Genomic DNA, 14,346 nt, shown 5'->3' with positions numbered 1-14,346 from the left:
TTATCTATCGAACACTTTTTTCATTCTTAATCTTCTCCACAACTCCAGCGCAAGAACCAGCAGAATGACGCATTGAATCAAAAGCAAAAGCATTTGCATCGCCATAGGCGCTTGCCCATTTGTCATTTGATCCACGATATTATGCACCGCGTGCCATATGATCACCCATTGCAGGCTGTTAGTGAGTGCCACGATTTCGGCTGCAACGAGTCCAAATAAAAAGGCGAATATGATTTGTGCCACTGTTAAGGTAAGGCTTTTTCCGCTTAATAGATTTGCAGCATGACCAAGACTGAATAATACGGCGGATCCCCATATGGCAGTGCTTAGATTGATTTGTTTTAAATATCGGAACAGGATGCCGCGAAAAATACCTTCTTCAAAAATACCGACAAACACCATGAAGAAACAAAGTGCAGTAAAGGAAGGTAAGGATAGATCCTTGTTTAATCCAGCAATAAACGGGATGGTCTCAATGAAAAGGATGGGAATGACCCACATACCAAGAGACCCTCGAAAACCTATTTCTTTCAAGTGAAAACGGCTTTTTTGAATAATGAATAGAAGTAAAAGACACCCAGCCAGCATCGCAAGGCCATTGATGATATAGATGTTCATTGGATCGGTCACTTCTTTGATGGATATATAAACACCTGCACTTGTTGGAATGATTAAAGAAAACAGCAGTAGAAGCACAGATTTTCGAATGATTGTCATTGGTTTCATGTTTTGATTCCTCCTCTAATCTCAGAGTAGTGTAATCAAGCAGAAGCCTCAATCAAATCTTCCTAACATGTCAATTTTTAGCCCTAAGATGCATATTAAGTTGTTGTTCGTTTTTTTCGTTGCTGTAAAAGCTCATTAATTTCCGCAGCGGTAGCCTGATCTTTTTTATACAATAGATACTTGATCAAAAAGAATAAAGCCATAACGACAAGTAAATTCACGATGAACGAAAGGAGACTGATTTCACCGCTGACGATGATGATGGTTGTCATAATCATACACATCACAAGGATGATATATATAATCTGTTGAAAAAGAATCCGTTTATGGCTGTACGTTTGTTTGGGGTACAACAAAAAGGTAAGTGCACTTGAAATAAAGGAACTGGCAATGATCGCTTGTACAATGTAGATGGGCATTGATCCAAACGTGAAACAGTAAATCAATACGAGGGTCGTAAAGATTATACAAAATGTGATCAAAAGGTTTATGATGTAACGTCTCATCCTGTTCACTTCCTCCGTAATCCAAGCTTCTCTTTTAATTTTTGAATATAAAAGCGTGAAATCATCACCTTTTCTTCATTCATAAGGCTTGCTTCAAAACGGCCACTCGTTTTAGGAGAAATAGCGGCGATCTGATCAATATTCAGAATCATCGATTTAGAAATCCTGACATAATCATGCGCTTCAAGCAACTCTTCAAGTTCAAATAACTTTTCCTTTATGAGGAATACCCCATCTGACGTATACAAGAACGATCTTTTATCGACGCTTTCTATATATAAAACCTCGTGATAATAGACCTTCTTCACTCTTTCTTTCGTGGGCTCTTGCGCTAGGAAATAGGGTGCTGATTGCTCTACTTGTTGAACTAGCTTTTCAATAGTAGGATTTAGCTCATAAATGTGAAAAGAAACATATTCTGCTTGCGGCTTTTTGATGAAATGAATATCCGTTTTCATTTGTTTCTCCTCTGTCCATTGGGGTTTTATTCGTAATCTCTCTTTAAAATCGAATACATAAACACATCATCAAACCCATTCTGACCAAGATCATACTCTCTCAATAAACCCTCTCGTACAAAATCAAAGTTCTCCAACAATTGAACAGAGGATGTATTTGCTGGATCAATGATGGCTTCAATTCGATTGAGTTTCATTTCCTGAAAACCATATCGCAACACCGCAGCAATCGCTTCGCTCATGATGCCTTTTCTCCAATGATCGTGGTGTAATTCATAACCAATTTCCGTACGGCGGTGCTGTTTTTCTAGATTGAGAAAGCCGCAGCTGCCGATGATGGCAGGGTTGTCTTTTAAAGAAATGCCCCACCGGATACCTGTTTGTTCTTTGAAGATATCGTCATACCACTTGATTTCTCCTTTTGTGTCTTCAATGGAATCATGAGCATCCATTCCCATGTAGCGGCACACGGTTTCATTGGATAAATAGATGTGCATATCCTCAGCGTCTTCGATCGTTGTTTGTTTTAAGATCAATCTTTCAGTATGTATCGTTGGAAATGATTGTGGAAAGGTAATTTTGTTCATTTGGTTATCCTCCATGCGATATCTTACAATAAAAAACCCCTTCATTCCTCAGCCAAGCCTTCACCCCCGTCATCCCTCGTCTCTTTGGAGAGACCAGCTTGACGTACACTTCTTCGTTACCTTCTATCTTTTTCTGACAGCTAGCACACACGGGTTCTTCAAATAGAAACAAGAGATATACTCCTTTTTGTAGATATTTCTACCATTATATCAAATATTCAACATGTTCTTTGCGGACCGTTCTTCACTTTTTCCATTTTTGTCCGACATATGGTAAGGAAAAGAAATTTTCGTTTGTTGAAACCGTTTGAGAGAAAGCTTGCTCTAACAGGTGTAGGAGGTGTGAATGAGATGAAGCAAGTGCGTCTAATTAAAAAAGCACAAAAAGGGAATGTCCCGGCATTTGAGAAATTAATGCTGATGTATCAAGAGCGTTTATATAAAACGGCTTTTCTCTACACAAGAAGTAAAGAGGATTCGTTAGATGCCGTTCAAGAGACGGTCATTAAAGCGTTTAAACATTTATCTGGATTAAAAGAACCGGCTTATTTTTCTACATGGGTGACGCGGATTTTGATTCATACGATTTTTGCAATGAAGAAAAAGCAGCAAGACGTTGTTCCGTTTGAACAGCATCATGAAAGCGTTGAGCGAAATGATTTTTTGGAAGACAAGCTCGATTTAAAAAATGCACTTGATGTGTTAGATGAGCAATACCAGATTGTTATTCAGCTATTTTATTTTCAAGATTATTCGATTTCAATGATTTCTGAACAGATGGGTGTGCCTGAAGGAACGGTTAAAACTCATTTGTATCGAGCAAGAAAGTTATTAAAGCAAACATTGGAGAAGGAGGAGAGTGTCGATGGAACGAAAAGAAATGAAAAAGCTTTATGAAGAGATTGATGTACCAAAAGTTGAATTGACCTCTGCAATTCGTCAAGCAATGGGAGATGTAAAAGCAGAAAAGCAAAGACACTGGTTCAAATGGAGTTGGAGAACGCCAATATACTCTGTCATCGTACTGATCGTCCTTTACTTTTCATCAGGCTTCCTTTTTCCTTCTCTTAATACAGCGATGGCACGTGTACCGATTATTGGGCAGTTTTATATGATGTTTCACGATAAAGTAGGAATGTCTCTTTTTCAGAGTGATTTGGTGAAGCATGTCAATGAGGGGGCTGAATCAAGAGGGGTTACTGTGAAAGTAAACAGTGTGTACTATGATGCCGGGCGGCTTGTTTATACGTTTACTGTGGAGAATTTCCATACAAAAGAAGATTTTATACCAATCAATATTGATTCAGATCAGATCAATGAAAATTTCCAACCTAATATAGATAGTCCGGAGTTGAAAAAATTAAAAGATGGTCGATATGCTGGACGAATGGAATTCTATACAAATGGACAGGCGATCAAACAAGGCCAAAAAGCGCCACTCGTGATTTCAAAAATTGGAGATATTGTAGGGAATTGGCGCTTTGAGTTACCTGTGGTTAAGCAAAAAACCACTTTATTAGCAGGGCAAAAAGACGTATCTATTTTAAATGGGCGTTATCAGGTGAGAGATATAGAGGTGGAAAATGGTGTGAATTCCTCTGTGATTCAATATGCGATTGATTACAATGGTGTCGCAAAAGATGATGAGGTTTTAATAGATAGAATGAGAGATAATTTAGGAAATGAATACAGACTGAAGACTGGGACAAGATTTGAGGAAAAACAACTTTCAAACAAAAAAACGAGAATAAATCATATGACAATCTTAAATCAGCCAATCGACCCAAAGGCGACAAAACTTACATTTTTCACTAGTTTGTGGGTAGAACATGAAGAAAGCAAAATCATACCTCTCCAAACAAAGTTGCCTATTCAATTTAAAACAAAGCACTATGGAATTGGGATTAAGATCAATAAAATTGAGCAAAAAGGCCGTTCTGTGACAGTAGATTATCAATTTACTGGAGTAGGCCAAGAAGAATTAGATGAAGATGTGATGAAGAATGCAGGGGAAGGGATCGGATTAGGCGATGTTAAAAAAATGAAATCATGGTCAGACCCTGAAGCAAATTACGAAAATGGATATTACTTGAAGGGGAATGGTGCGAAGGTAACCAATTTAAAGACAGCTTCTATGCAATCCACCTTTGAATTTGATGTGAAAGAGTTAGACAAACTATCGTTAAAACATTTTTCATTTAAGGATTATGGGCTTTATCTTAATTTGTCAGATCTGAATCTGTTGGCACCGCAAAAAGAAATAACGGTAACCATTCCAGTCAAAAAAGAAACATCAAAAGCTAATCGATAAATAAGAAAGCGAACATGATTACACATGTTCGCTTTTTATCTGTTGATGCATCCGTCGATTGCGATTGAACGAGTACCGAATCAACATCAACGCAACAAAACTGGCTAACCCGCCTATCCAACTTAAATTCGTTACATTTGTATATTGAATAATCAGACCACCCATTGACGAGCCGAACATCATGCCGATATTCATAATCGCTGTATTAAAACTCAGCACGGTTTCCGATGTTTCCGGTTTTAGGGAGATGAGATAAAATTGCTTCGCTGGTGTTGTTGTCCATGTTGCGGTGCCCCAAATGGCGAGCGTGATGAAGACGCCAACTACAGAAAATTGTGTAAAAGATAACGCAAAGAGCATGAGCATCTGAACCGTGATGCTGATGGAGATGGTTCGGTTTGGTCCCCATTGATCGACAGCGTATCCACCAAAGCGTGAGCCAATAAAAGCAGAAACCCCTAAAACGAGTAATGCGATACTTGTCATTTCAAGAGAAAAACCGGCAGTCTGTCGTAATAATGGAGAGATATAAGCGAATACCATCATGTAGCCTAAAATCCAAAACGCTGTCGTGGCTAAGCCACTTAACACCCTACGGTCTTGAAGAATTTGAATTTGCTGTTTGAATGGCACATGGGAATGTCCCTCCATAGGCGGTAATAATCGATATAGAAGAAACAAGAGACAAGCGGTTCCTATTGCAATGATGAGAAAAATGGCATGCCAATCTACATATCCTGCTAAAAATGTTCCAATCGGTACACCGAGTACTAGTGAAACTGTAAACCCAGTGATCACCGTTGCCATCGCACTTCCCTTTTTTTCTGGCGGTGCGATCTGCGCCGCATAATTCGTTGCAAGCACAATATATAAGCCGCCACTCATGGCCATGATGACCCGCGAAAGCATGAGCAGCATAAAGTGATGGCTAAAAAAGGCAAGCACATTACCTGCTATAAACATGGAAATAGCCGATAAAAGAACCTTTTTTCGATTCAATTTCGATGTGGCCATGACTAAAAAGAGGGCACCCACGGCATAAAAAAGAGAATAGATGGTGATGAGCTGACCCGCAACAGGGATTGAGATGTGCAGATCGTCAGAAATAATGTCCAGTGTGCCTGACACGACGAATTCTGACGTGCCTGTGACAAATGAACCGACAGCTAAAAGAACAATCAATAGCTGATGAGATGTGTTTTTCATTTTGAACCCTTCCTTCATGTTGATACGTTGTCTTTAGTTTAAATTCCGTGCTAACATAAGTAAAATTGATGTTTTTCATGAAAGGGATGAGCGAATACTCATGAGCTTTGTTCGATTCGAGACGATGGCTAAGGTGGTCGAGCTTGGCAGTTTTACAGCAGCAGCTGAAGCATTAAATATGACACAGTCTGCCGTGAGTCATGCGGTGGCAAGTTTAGAGACGGAGTGGGGCGTGTCTTTATTCGTGCGTGACCGAAAAAAGGGCATTACGCTGACAGACATCGGCGAAACCCTTCTTCCGCATATAAGAGAAGTGCTAAATAGAGTAGAGAAAATTCAGCAGGAAATTGCGCTCACAAAGAATATTGAATCTGGCTTGATTCGAATTGGAACATTTGCCAGTGCATCCGCTTGTTTATTGCCAAAGCTGCTTGTGAGCTATCAGAAAAAGCATCCAAAGATTGAATTTAAATTCTATGAGGGGACATATGAAGAAATATTGGAGTGGCTCGATTCTGGCATTATTGATGTTGGTTTTGTTGTAAAAGGGAAAGCAGATGAAGCGTTTGATCTATTGCCACTTATGAAAGATAAAATGGTGGTCGCCTATCACGAAAATCATCGTTTTAAGCAGCAGCCAATTGTAGACATGGAAGAATTAGCAGATGAACCATTTATTATGCCAACTGGCATGTATCAATCCCATGTAGAGGATATTTTTTCAGAGGCGCAAATCAAGCCGTCTATTTTATTTGAAGTGCATGATTGTACGACCATTGCCCGCATGGTTGGGGAAGGACTTGGTGTGACGATAGGTCCTGAGTTATTCCTGAAAACGCAGCAACTTGTGAAGATCAGTCATCTGAATGTATCGCATCATCGTGAGGTGGCGCTTGCCTGTCCATCGCTCACGCAAGCTTCTCCTGCTGTGAAGGCATTTTTTGATGTAGCTGAAACGGTTTTTACAAGAATTCAGTGATGGGTGTATAAAGAACTAGATGTGATTTTCCAAATTCGTGTAATAAGACGAATGAAGCGGACATTTTTTTGAAAAATGTTCGCTTTTCGTATTGTGTTTTAAAAATGAAGTTGGTACAATAGACACAGAAATCAAATAGATAGAAGTCGTATAATCGCGGGGATATGGCCCGCAAGTTTCTACCGAGCTACCGTAAATGGCTTGACTACGTCAATTCACACTCGTTTGATATAAATCATGCATTGTTCTTGTTTGATGTCACAGTCTGAATTCACAATTGTAGTCAAGCGTCCCAAACTGTTGGGGCGTTTTTTATTTGACTTGTGAATGGGGCAGACTAAAGCAAAAGGACATGAAGGGAGTCAGTTGGCTTTGAAACAGTATTTTCAGTTTGATGAATTAGGAACGAATTATCGCAGAGAGATCATCGGCGGTTTAACGACATTTTTGTCGATGGCTTATATTTTGTTTGTCAATCCGATCACACTTGCTTTAGTGGCAGTACCGGATTTTCCAGATAAATTACGAATTGATCAGGGGGCTGTCTTTACAGCTACAGCGTTAGCCTCTGCGGCAGGGTGTTTCCTGATGGGATTGATCGCCAGGTATCCGATTGCGATTGCACCAGGTATGGGTCTGAATGCGTTCTTCGCCTTCTCGGTTGTTCTTGGCATGGGAATCTCATGGCAGGCAGCACTTTCAGGTGTTTTTGTTTCAGGATTGATTTTCGTTGCACTTTCTTTAACAGGTTTCCGTGAAAAAATCATCAATGCCATTCCGGCTGAGCTGAAGCTGGCGGTTGGTGCTGGTATTGGTTTGTTCATTACGTTTGTCGGTCTGCAAGGCTCTGGCATTATCGCCAATAATGACAATACGCTCGTTTCTATCGGGAACATTCATAGTGGCCCTGTGCTGTTAACTGTGTTTGGTATTGTGGTGACCGTCATTTTAATGGTTCTTCGCGTGAATGCAGGTGTCTTCATTGGGATGCTTGTGACAGCCATTGCAGGGATGATCTTTGGTCTTGTGCCAGTACCATCTCAAATTGTAGGAAGTATTCCAAGTCTGTCTCCAACCTTTGGTCAAGCGTTGATTCACTTGCCAGAGATTTTCTCGATCCAAATGCTTGTCGTCATTTTAACGTTCCTATTCGTTGGTTTCTTTGATACAGCAGGTACACTTGTGGCTGTAGCAACACAAGCTGGTTTAATGAAAAATAATGAGCTGCCACGTGCAGGAAGAGCACTGCTAGCGGATTCTTCTTCTATCGTTGTCGGTTCTGTTCTTGGAACATCAACAACGACGTCTTATGTTGAATCTAGCTCAGGTGTTGCAGCTGGTGCTCGTTCTGGTTTTGCAGCGGTCGTGACAGGTATCTTCTTCTTGCTTGCGATGTTCTTCTCGCCACTTTTATCTGTCGTCACTTCGAATGTGACAGCACCAGCCTTGATTATTGTCGGTGCACTGATGGTAGCGCCACTTGCGAAGATTGCATGGGATCGTTTTGAAATTGCGGTACCAGCCTTCCTCACGATGATTATGATGCCACTGACATACAGCATTGCGACAGGAATTGCGATTGGTTTCATTTTCTATCCAATCACAATGATTTTTAAAGGGAAAGCGAAAGAAGTCCATCCAATTATGTACGGATTGTTTGTCATCTTTATTCTATACTTTGCTTTCTTAAATCATTAATTGAACATCTGAAACAGCAGCTCATGGAAGCTGCTGTTTTTTTGTTAAAAAAATCAAAACATAGTTGACTTATAGGAATTATGTGTTTATGATAAAAAGACATAATTCGCTGATTGGATCACCAAAGGCGCTTTGATTTCCTTTTTTCAATAGAAGGTTTCAGAGTGCCTTTTTTTCTTGTATTCATGAAAAAGGGGAGGGGATGTCTTGTCACGCTGGCTTAGGCAGGTGATTGAGCGGAAAAAGCAGGTATTGATTGAGAAGCTCCTTTTATCGGGGCATGAAGAAAAACAGGAAGCGCTCATGCATTATACGATTCATGAGCTGGAAAATGAGGTTCTCTATGTAAAAGAGCGAAAGCAAAAATAGTGGGATGGGGGATGAGCGATGGATGAACAAAAACTGAATTTTATTTTATCTGCCTTAAAAGGGATTGAGTATGGATCAGTGGTGATCACCATTCATAATGGACATATTACACAAGTCGATACGACAGAAAAGACCCGTTTCCCTGCTCATCAGGAGAATCTCCGGGTTCAGAAAACAAAGCGGAGTCACTATCGCTCATGACGAGCTCATATAAGATGATGAAAGCTGATGCAGCCATCAGCTTTTTTGTTTTGTCTTATTTTCTCACCGTGTTAAAACCTCTGCGGTCTTTTATCCGTCTATTCGTATGACGGTCAAGGAATCTTGACTGAATAGAGAGACTCCGCTACTTTAATAGGAGTCATCCGAACAGGTCATTCACCTGAGCCTGTAAGGATTGGATAGGAGTTGATATGAGATGTTAGAGAAAGATCAAGAGCAGGTCACATCTGAAATGAAAAATGACGAGCCAACAATAGATCAAGAAACAAGGCAATCCCGTCTTAGCCGCAGCACTGCAAAACGAGGAAGAACTTCAAAGGCGGCTGATGATGAGCGTTCAGCCCTTCAGCGCATATTGAGAGGCGTAGGTGGTGCTTTTAAGCGCTATGGCTCATATGGACTTGCGATGTTAAAATCACCTAGTCGTGCCATAAATCAAGCGGAAACATTACGCATGAAGTACGCCTGGATTTCCATTGTGTTATTCAGCGTGTTTTTTGCTTTAGGGAACTATGTTCAATTAAAGGCGTCTAAGACCCGTTTATTAGGCTTTGGCATTCATTATTCTTTTGGTGACGCCTTTTTGAAGGTATCAGTCTTTACACTCATTCTGTTGACATTGATGATGCTCACGGTTTGGGTACTTGGAAAGTACATGCTAAAAGGGAACATATCGCTGAAAGAAGTGATCATGAAGTTTGGTGCCGCACTTGTCCCGGTTTTGGTTTTATCCATCCTTTGGCTTGTATTTGCCATGCTGAATATTCCATATGTGACTGTTATGTTATCCGTGATGATGTTTTTCGGTCTCCAGTTAATTGCAGTGGTGCTCTTTCGTTCCATTCATTCAGAGCATGAAGCCATGCGCGGAGATTTGATGTATGCTGGCTGGGTATTTTTATTGGTTGAGCTGGTCATTATTGCACTGCTCTGGAGCATTGTTGGAGAGTATTTGATTCCATCACTTGTTCCTGTCCGGTTTGGATAAATATCGTTGAAAACCTCCTTTTTCTAAAAAGGAGGTTTTCATGTTGAGAAGAGAAAAAAACGGGTAAACTCTTGGTAACAAAGACCACCCTTGTTGTCGAAAGATATATGTGTTTTTCTCGCGCAAATTTGATTGTATCAAGGTTTGTTCTCTAGTAGAATATGGGGTGCTTTATTTGATTTTTAGTGCAGGGGGTTCGAATCGTGCTTCAACAACTTTTATCCAATGCGTTCACCATGGTTTTAATCATTTTAGTCATTAATATTGTCTATGTCTCTTTCTCCACCATGCGATTGATTTTAACAATGAAAGGTAGACGGTACGCAGCAGCTTTTGCTGGTACGGTCGAAATGCTCATTTATGTGATTGGGTTAAGCATTGTGCTAGATAACTTAGACCAGGTACAAAATGTTCTTGCGTATGCACTAGGTTATGGGATTGGGATCATTGTCGGGATGAAAATTGAAGAGAAGCTGGCACTTGGCTACATTACTGTGAACGTGATTACAAAAGAATTGGATCTTGATCTCCCAAGACAACTGAGGGAAAAAGGATATGGTGTCACCACTTGGGCAGCAGGCGGTCTTGAAGGAGACCGGTCAGCAATGCAAATTTTAACACCGAGAAAATATGAACTGCAATTATATGAAACGATTAAAACGCTTGATTCAAAGGCGTTTATCATCTCATATGAGCCCAAATCGATTCACGGCGGCTTCTGGGTGAAGGCTGTGAAGAAAAGGAGAATTAAAGAATGACTGCAAAACCAAAGAAGAAGAAATTCTACGTGGAAGACGACATGACGATCGACCAAGTGTTGGCCCAGATGGCTGAGGAAGGCTATTCGCCTGTCCGTCGAATGGAGGAGCCGATCTTTCAGGAAAAGAAGGAAAATGGGTCGATTCAGATCATTCCGATTGGGAAAAAAATCGTATTTGAAGGAAAAATAGTCTAAACACGAACATTAAAACGACGACTTCATAGATTGTTCGATAAATCCGTTGACATCATGAACATCCGTTGTTAAGATAAACATGAAATCAAAACACGAGCCTCATATAATCTTGGGAATATGGCCCATAAGTTTCTACCCAGTTACCGTAAATGACTGGACTATGCAGGATAGTGAACAAAACTGACATGGCGTTTTAAAAAAGCGAACAGCGCTTACCATGGCCCGGTTTGTGTTGCTTCCTAACAATGCAATGCAAATCGGGCCTTTTTGTTCGGCGTTTGACAAGCTAACTTAGGTTTGGGGAGCGTGTCAAACGATACAAAAACGAATATCAGCTTAAAGGTGGGAACAAAATGAAGCCGCTTGTAGGTGTCATCATGGGAAGTACATCTGATTGGGAAACAATGAAAAATGCGTGCGATATCTTAGAGGAATTAGACATTCCGTATGAAAAACAGGTTGTATCCGCACATCGGACACCTGATTTGATGTTTGAATATGCGACTGAAGCAAGAGGTAAAGGACTAAAGGTCATTATTGCCGGTGCTGGAGGCGCAGCACATTTACCGGGGATGGTCGCAGCAAAAACGACACTGCCGGTCATTGGTGTGCCCGTTCAATCAAAAGCACTAAATGGGCTGGATTCGTTATTATCCATCGTTCAAATGCCAGGTGGTGTACCAGTTGCCACAGTGGCTATTGGCAAAGCCGGTGCAACAAATGCAGGCCTGTTAGCCGCACAAATGATCTCAGCATTTGATGAAACAATCGCTGCTCGTCTTGAACAGAGAAGAGAGCAAACGAAACAGACTGTACTAGAAAGCAGTGATCAGCTTGGCTAAGCAGACCATTTTTCCAAACGCAACCATCGGTATTATCGGCGGAGGACAGCTTGGCAGATACATGGCGGTTAGCGCAAAGCAAATGGGGTACCGGGCAGCTGTCCTAGACCCAGTCACACAATCTCCATGTGGACAGGTTGCTGATACAGAAATCACAGCCGCATATAGTGACCTTGAAGCGATAAGGCAGCTAGCGGAAATCAGCGATGTGGTGACATATGAGTTCGAAAATATTGATTATGATGCACTTAATCAGTTGAAGGAAGAGGCGTATTTACCGCAAGGAAGCGAACTCCTTCTGTTAACTCAAAACCGTGAAACCGAGAAAAAAGGGATTGTAGACGCAGGCTGTGAAGTAGCGCCTTACCGCATCATTCATGATGAAAAGGAGCTAGAAGACGCAGCGGATGTGCTTGGGGTGCCTGCCGTGCTGAAAACATGCAGGGGTGGTTACGATGGAAAAGGACAATACGTGATCAAAGAGAAAGAGCAGCTTCATGAAGCTGCCGCATTGCTCTCGCATGGAACATGTATTTTAGAAAGCTGGGTCCCATTTCAAATGGAGCTATCGGTCATCGTCACGCGGTCTGTTCATGGAGAAATTGCAGTATTTCCAGTCGCTGAGAACATTCATAAGCACAATATTTTATTCCAAAGCATTGTGCCTGCAAGGGTAGATGATCACATTGAGGAGAAGGCAAAAGAACTGGCAACGACACTGGCTGAAAAGCTAGGACTAGTCGGTACACTTGCTGTAGAACTGTTCCTGACAAACGAAGGAAAGCTGCTCGTCAATGAACTGGCACCACGCCCGCATAATTCAGGTCATTATACGCTCGACTTATGTGAGACGAGTCAGTTTGAACAGCACGTTCGGGCGATATGTGGTTTGCCCCTAGGTGGTACAGCCCTTTTATCAGAGGGCATGATGGTGAACTTATTAGGCGATGAAGTGGACATTCCAAAAGAGCATCCTGAGCTTTTAAAGGAAGCAAAGCTTTATCTATATGGAAAGCATGAAGTAAAAGCCGGCCGCAAAATGGGGCATATGACGTTTATGAAAAAGCTCGATGATAAATGGATGACAAACATCACAAAGATATGGACTGAAAGAGATGGAGGAAACGGGAAATGATCGAACGTTACGCACGACCAGAAATGTCAGCAATCTGGACAGAAGAAAACAAATTTAATGCATGGCTTGAAGTAGAAATTCTCGCTTGTGAAGCTTGGGCAGAACTTGGCATTATTCCAAAAGAAGACGTTGTGACAATGCGCAAGAATGCAAGCTTTGATATTGGACGTATTTTAGAGATTGAACAAGACACGCGCCACGATGTGGTTGCCTTTACGCGTGCTGTATCTGAATCTCTAGGAGAAGAAAGAAAGTGGGTTCATTACGGGTTAACCTCTACAGACGTAGTGGATACGGCGCTTTCATATCTATTAAAACAGGCGAATGATATCTTGCTCAAGGACATTGAGAGATTTGTTGACATACTAAAAGAAAAAGCAAAAGAGCACAAATATACCGTCATGATGGGCCGTACACATGGTGTACACGCTGAACCGACAACATTTGGTTTGAAGCTTGCTCTTTGGTACGAAGAAATGAAGCGTAACTTAGAACGTTTTAAACAAGCAAAAGCTGGCATCGAATTCGGCAAAATCTCTGGTGCTGTTGGCACATATGCGAACATCGACCCGTTTGTTGAGCAATATGTATGTGAGAAACTTGGCATCAAAGCTGCACCAATTTCTACCCAAACCTTGCAGCGTGACCGTCATGCAGATTACATGGCAACCCTTGCTTTAGTGGCAACAAGCATTGAGAAATTTGCTGTTGAAATTCGTGGTCTTCAAAAGAGTGAAACACGTGAAGTAGAAGAGTTCTTTGCAAAAGGACAAAAAGGATCATCAGCGATGCCTCATAAACGAAACCCAATTGGTTCTGAAAATATGACGGGGATTGCCCGTGTCATCCGTGGTTATATGCTGACTGCTTATGAAAATGTACCGCTTTGGCATGAGCGTGATATTTCTCATTCATCTGCTGAACGCATCATTTTACCAGATGCAACGATTGCACTGAACTATATGCTGAACCGTTTCTCTAACATTGTGAAGAACTTGACGGTGTTCCCTGAAAATATGAAACGCAATATGGACCGCACACTTGGCTTGATCTATTCTCAGCGTGTTCTTCTTGCACTCATTGATACAGGCATGGCACGTGAAGAAGCATATGACACGGTTCAGCCAAAGGCGATGGAAGCTTGGGAGAAACAAGTACCATTCCGTTCATTAGTAGAAGCAGAAGAGAAAATCACTTCACGCTTAACACCTGAACAAATCGCTGACTGCTTCGATTACAACTATCACTTGAAAAATGTCGATATGATTTTCGAACGTCTAGGTCTTGCGTAAGAAATGGGCCGCCTGCTAGTCAGGCGCCTAATCCTGAAAATTGCCAACATTCAAATTAGGAGGCCAATCTGA

General features: G+C 41.3%; 17 protein-coding genes and 2 riboswitches. Of the genes, 12 read left to right on the top strand and 5 right to left on the bottom strand.

Annotated elements, in window-relative coordinates; translation table 11 throughout:
- From BA70_RS07630 to BA70_RS07615, 4 genes are all read right to left on the bottom strand, one after another.
- Positions 1-726: a CPBP family intramembrane glutamic endopeptidase gene (locus BA70_RS07630; protein ID WP_034320298.1), complete on the bottom strand. Its 726-nt coding sequence runs from the start codon at positions 724-726 to the stop codon at positions 1-3.
- A gap of 95 nt (positions 727-821) precedes the next feature.
- Positions 822-1,232 carry a hypothetical protein gene (locus tag BA70_RS07625; RefSeq protein WP_034320295.1) on the bottom strand — a complete coding sequence of 137 codons (411 nt, stop codon included), beginning with the start codon at positions 1,230-1,232 and terminating at the stop codon, positions 822-824.
- Positions 1,233-1,237: 5 nt separating this feature from the next.
- Positions 1,238-1,690: a LytTR family DNA-binding domain-containing protein gene (locus tag BA70_RS07620; protein ID WP_034320294.1), complete on the bottom strand. Its 453-nt coding sequence runs from the start codon at positions 1,688-1,690 to the stop codon at positions 1,238-1,240.
- A gap of 26 nt (positions 1,691-1,716) precedes the next feature.
- Complete coding sequence (locus tag BA70_RS07615; protein WP_034320292.1) at positions 1,717-2,277, bottom strand: GNAT family N-acetyltransferase; 561 nt, start codon at positions 2,275-2,277, stop codon at positions 1,717-1,719.
- Between the two features lie 351 nt (positions 2,278-2,628).
- Between BA70_RS07615 and BA70_RS07605 the strand changes: the two genes are divergently transcribed.
- Both BA70_RS07605 and BA70_RS07600 read left to right on the top strand, forming a co-directional pair.
- Complete coding sequence (locus BA70_RS07605) at positions 2,629-3,174, top strand: sigma-70 family RNA polymerase sigma factor (RefSeq protein WP_034320287.1); 546 nt, start codon at positions 2,629-2,631, stop codon at positions 3,172-3,174.
- Positions 3,143-4,588 (top strand): DUF4179 domain-containing protein, encoded by a 1,446-nt coding sequence (locus tag BA70_RS07600; RefSeq protein WP_034320285.1) that lies wholly within the window; start codon positions 3,143-3,145, stop codon positions 4,586-4,588. The genes BA70_RS07605 and BA70_RS07600 overlap by 32 nt, the downstream gene beginning before the upstream one ends.
- An 18-nt stretch (positions 4,589-4,606) precedes the next feature.
- On the opposite strand, the gene BA70_RS07595 is transcribed toward BA70_RS07600, so the two are convergent.
- A complete protein-coding gene (locus BA70_RS07595) occupies positions 4,607-5,794 on the bottom strand; it encodes an MFS transporter (protein ID WP_034320283.1) in 1,188 nt (395 codons plus the stop codon).
- 100 nt (positions 5,795-5,894) lie between these two features.
- On the opposite strand from BA70_RS07595, the gene BA70_RS07590 reads away from it, so the two are divergent.
- From BA70_RS07590 to purB, 10 genes are all read left to right on the top strand, one after another.
- Entirely contained in the window at positions 5,895-6,773 is an 879-nt protein-coding gene (locus BA70_RS07590) for a LysR family transcriptional regulator (protein ID WP_034320281.1), read from the top strand.
- Between the two features lie 126 nt (positions 6,774-6,899).
- A riboswitch (purine riboswitch) is annotated at positions 6,900-7,001 on the top strand.
- Positions 7,002-7,145: 144 nt separating this feature from the next.
- Complete coding sequence (locus tag BA70_RS07585) at positions 7,146-8,471, top strand: NCS2 family permease (RefSeq protein WP_034320409.1); 1,326 nt, start codon at positions 7,146-7,148, stop codon at positions 8,469-8,471.
- Positions 8,472-8,678: 207 nt separating this feature from the next.
- Positions 8,679-8,840 (top strand): Fur-regulated basic protein FbpA, encoded by a 162-nt coding sequence (locus BA70_RS19940; RefSeq protein ID WP_142392819.1) that lies wholly within the window; start codon positions 8,679-8,681, stop codon positions 8,838-8,840.
- Positions 8,841-8,858: 18 nt separating this feature from the next.
- A complete protein-coding gene (locus tag BA70_RS07580) occupies positions 8,859-9,041 on the top strand; it encodes a YezD family protein (protein WP_034320279.1) in 183 nt (60 codons plus the stop codon).
- 217 nt (positions 9,042-9,258) lie between these two features.
- Positions 9,259-10,050 carry a hypothetical protein gene (locus BA70_RS07575; RefSeq protein WP_034320276.1) on the top strand — a complete coding sequence of 264 codons (792 nt, stop codon included), beginning with the start codon at positions 9,259-9,261 and terminating at the stop codon, positions 10,048-10,050.
- A gap of 203 nt (positions 10,051-10,253) precedes the next feature.
- The gene (locus tag BA70_RS07570) at positions 10,254-10,808 is read left to right on the top strand and encodes a DUF2179 domain-containing protein (RefSeq protein ID WP_034320274.1); all 555 of its coding nucleotides are present in this window, start codon (positions 10,254-10,256) and stop codon (positions 10,806-10,808) included.
- The gene (locus BA70_RS07565) at positions 10,805-11,005 is read left to right on the top strand and encodes an NETI motif-containing protein (RefSeq protein WP_034320271.1); all 201 of its coding nucleotides are present in this window, start codon (positions 10,805-10,807) and stop codon (positions 11,003-11,005) included. Before BA70_RS07570 ends, BA70_RS07565 begins: the two co-directional genes overlap by 4 nt.
- Before the next feature lie 79 nt (positions 11,006-11,084).
- Positions 11,085-11,186: riboswitch (purine riboswitch) on the top strand.
- A gap of 172 nt (positions 11,187-11,358) precedes the next feature.
- Positions 11,359-11,847 carry a 5-(carboxyamino)imidazole ribonucleotide mutase gene (purE, locus tag BA70_RS07560; RefSeq protein ID WP_034320270.1) on the top strand — a complete coding sequence of 163 codons (489 nt, stop codon included), beginning with the start codon at positions 11,359-11,361 and terminating at the stop codon, positions 11,845-11,847.
- Complete coding sequence (gene purK, locus BA70_RS07555; RefSeq protein WP_034320268.1) at positions 11,840-12,982, top strand: 5-(carboxyamino)imidazole ribonucleotide synthase; 1,143 nt, start codon at positions 11,840-11,842, stop codon at positions 12,980-12,982. Before purE ends, purK begins: the two co-directional genes overlap by 8 nt.
- The gene (gene purB, locus BA70_RS07550; RefSeq protein ID WP_034320266.1) at positions 12,979-14,274 is read left to right on the top strand and encodes an adenylosuccinate lyase; all 1,296 of its coding nucleotides are present in this window, start codon (positions 12,979-12,981) and stop codon (positions 14,272-14,274) included. The genes purK and purB overlap by 4 nt, the downstream gene beginning before the upstream one ends.
- The last annotated feature ends 72 nt before the right edge of the window (positions 14,275-14,346 follow it).

Origin of the sequence: Bacillus zhangzhouensis (genome assembly GCF_000715205.1) — a bacterium.
Taxonomy (GTDB): domain Bacteria; phylum Bacillota; class Bacilli; order Bacillales; family Bacillaceae; genus Bacillus; species Bacillus zhangzhouensis.
The sequence above is the reverse complement of the archived record's forward strand: the minus strand, read 5'-3'. Positions and strand labels throughout refer to the sequence as shown.

What these genes read in the sequence shown, in the direction of transcription:
- BA70_RS07575 (WP_034320276.1), top strand. Translation starts at nt 9,259, where the DNA reads ATGTTAGAGAAAGATCAAGAGCAGGTCACATCTGAAATGAAAAATGAC.
- BA70_RS07595 (WP_034320283.1), bottom strand. Translation starts at nt 5,794, where the DNA reads ATGAAAAACACATCTCATCAGCTATTGATTGTTCTTTTAGCTGTCGGT.
- BA70_RS07580 (WP_034320279.1), top strand. Translation starts at nt 8,859, where the DNA reads ATGGATGAACAAAAACTGAATTTTATTTTATCTGCCTTAAAAGGGATT.
- BA70_RS07615 (WP_034320292.1), bottom strand. Translation starts at nt 2,277, where the DNA reads ATGAACAAAATTACCTTTCCACAATCATTTCCAACGATACATACTGAA.
- BA70_RS07590 (WP_034320281.1), top strand. Translation starts at nt 5,895, where the DNA reads ATGAGCTTTGTTCGATTCGAGACGATGGCTAAGGTGGTCGAGCTTGGC.
- BA70_RS07625 (WP_034320295.1), bottom strand. Translation starts at nt 1,232, where the DNA reads ATGAGACGTTACATCATAAACCTTTTGATCACATTTTGTATAATCTTT.
- BA70_RS07605 (WP_034320287.1), top strand. Translation starts at nt 2,629, where the DNA reads ATGAAGCAAGTGCGTCTAATTAAAAAAGCACAAAAAGGGAATGTCCCG.
- purB (WP_034320266.1), top strand. Translation starts at nt 12,979, where the DNA reads ATGATCGAACGTTACGCACGACCAGAAATGTCAGCAATCTGGACAGAA.
- BA70_RS07630 (WP_034320298.1), bottom strand. Translation starts at nt 726, where the DNA reads ATGAAACCAATGACAATCATTCGAAAATCTGTGCTTCTACTGCTGTTT.
- BA70_RS07600 (WP_034320285.1), top strand. Translation starts at nt 3,143, where the DNA reads ATGGAACGAAAAGAAATGAAAAAGCTTTATGAAGAGATTGATGTACCA.
- BA70_RS07565 (WP_034320271.1), top strand. Translation starts at nt 10,805, where the DNA reads ATGACTGCAAAACCAAAGAAGAAGAAATTCTACGTGGAAGACGACATG.
- BA70_RS07620 (WP_034320294.1), bottom strand. Translation starts at nt 1,690, where the DNA reads ATGAAAACGGATATTCATTTCATCAAAAAGCCGCAAGCAGAATATGTT.
- purE (WP_034320270.1), top strand. Translation starts at nt 11,359, where the DNA reads ATGAAGCCGCTTGTAGGTGTCATCATGGGAAGTACATCTGATTGGGAA.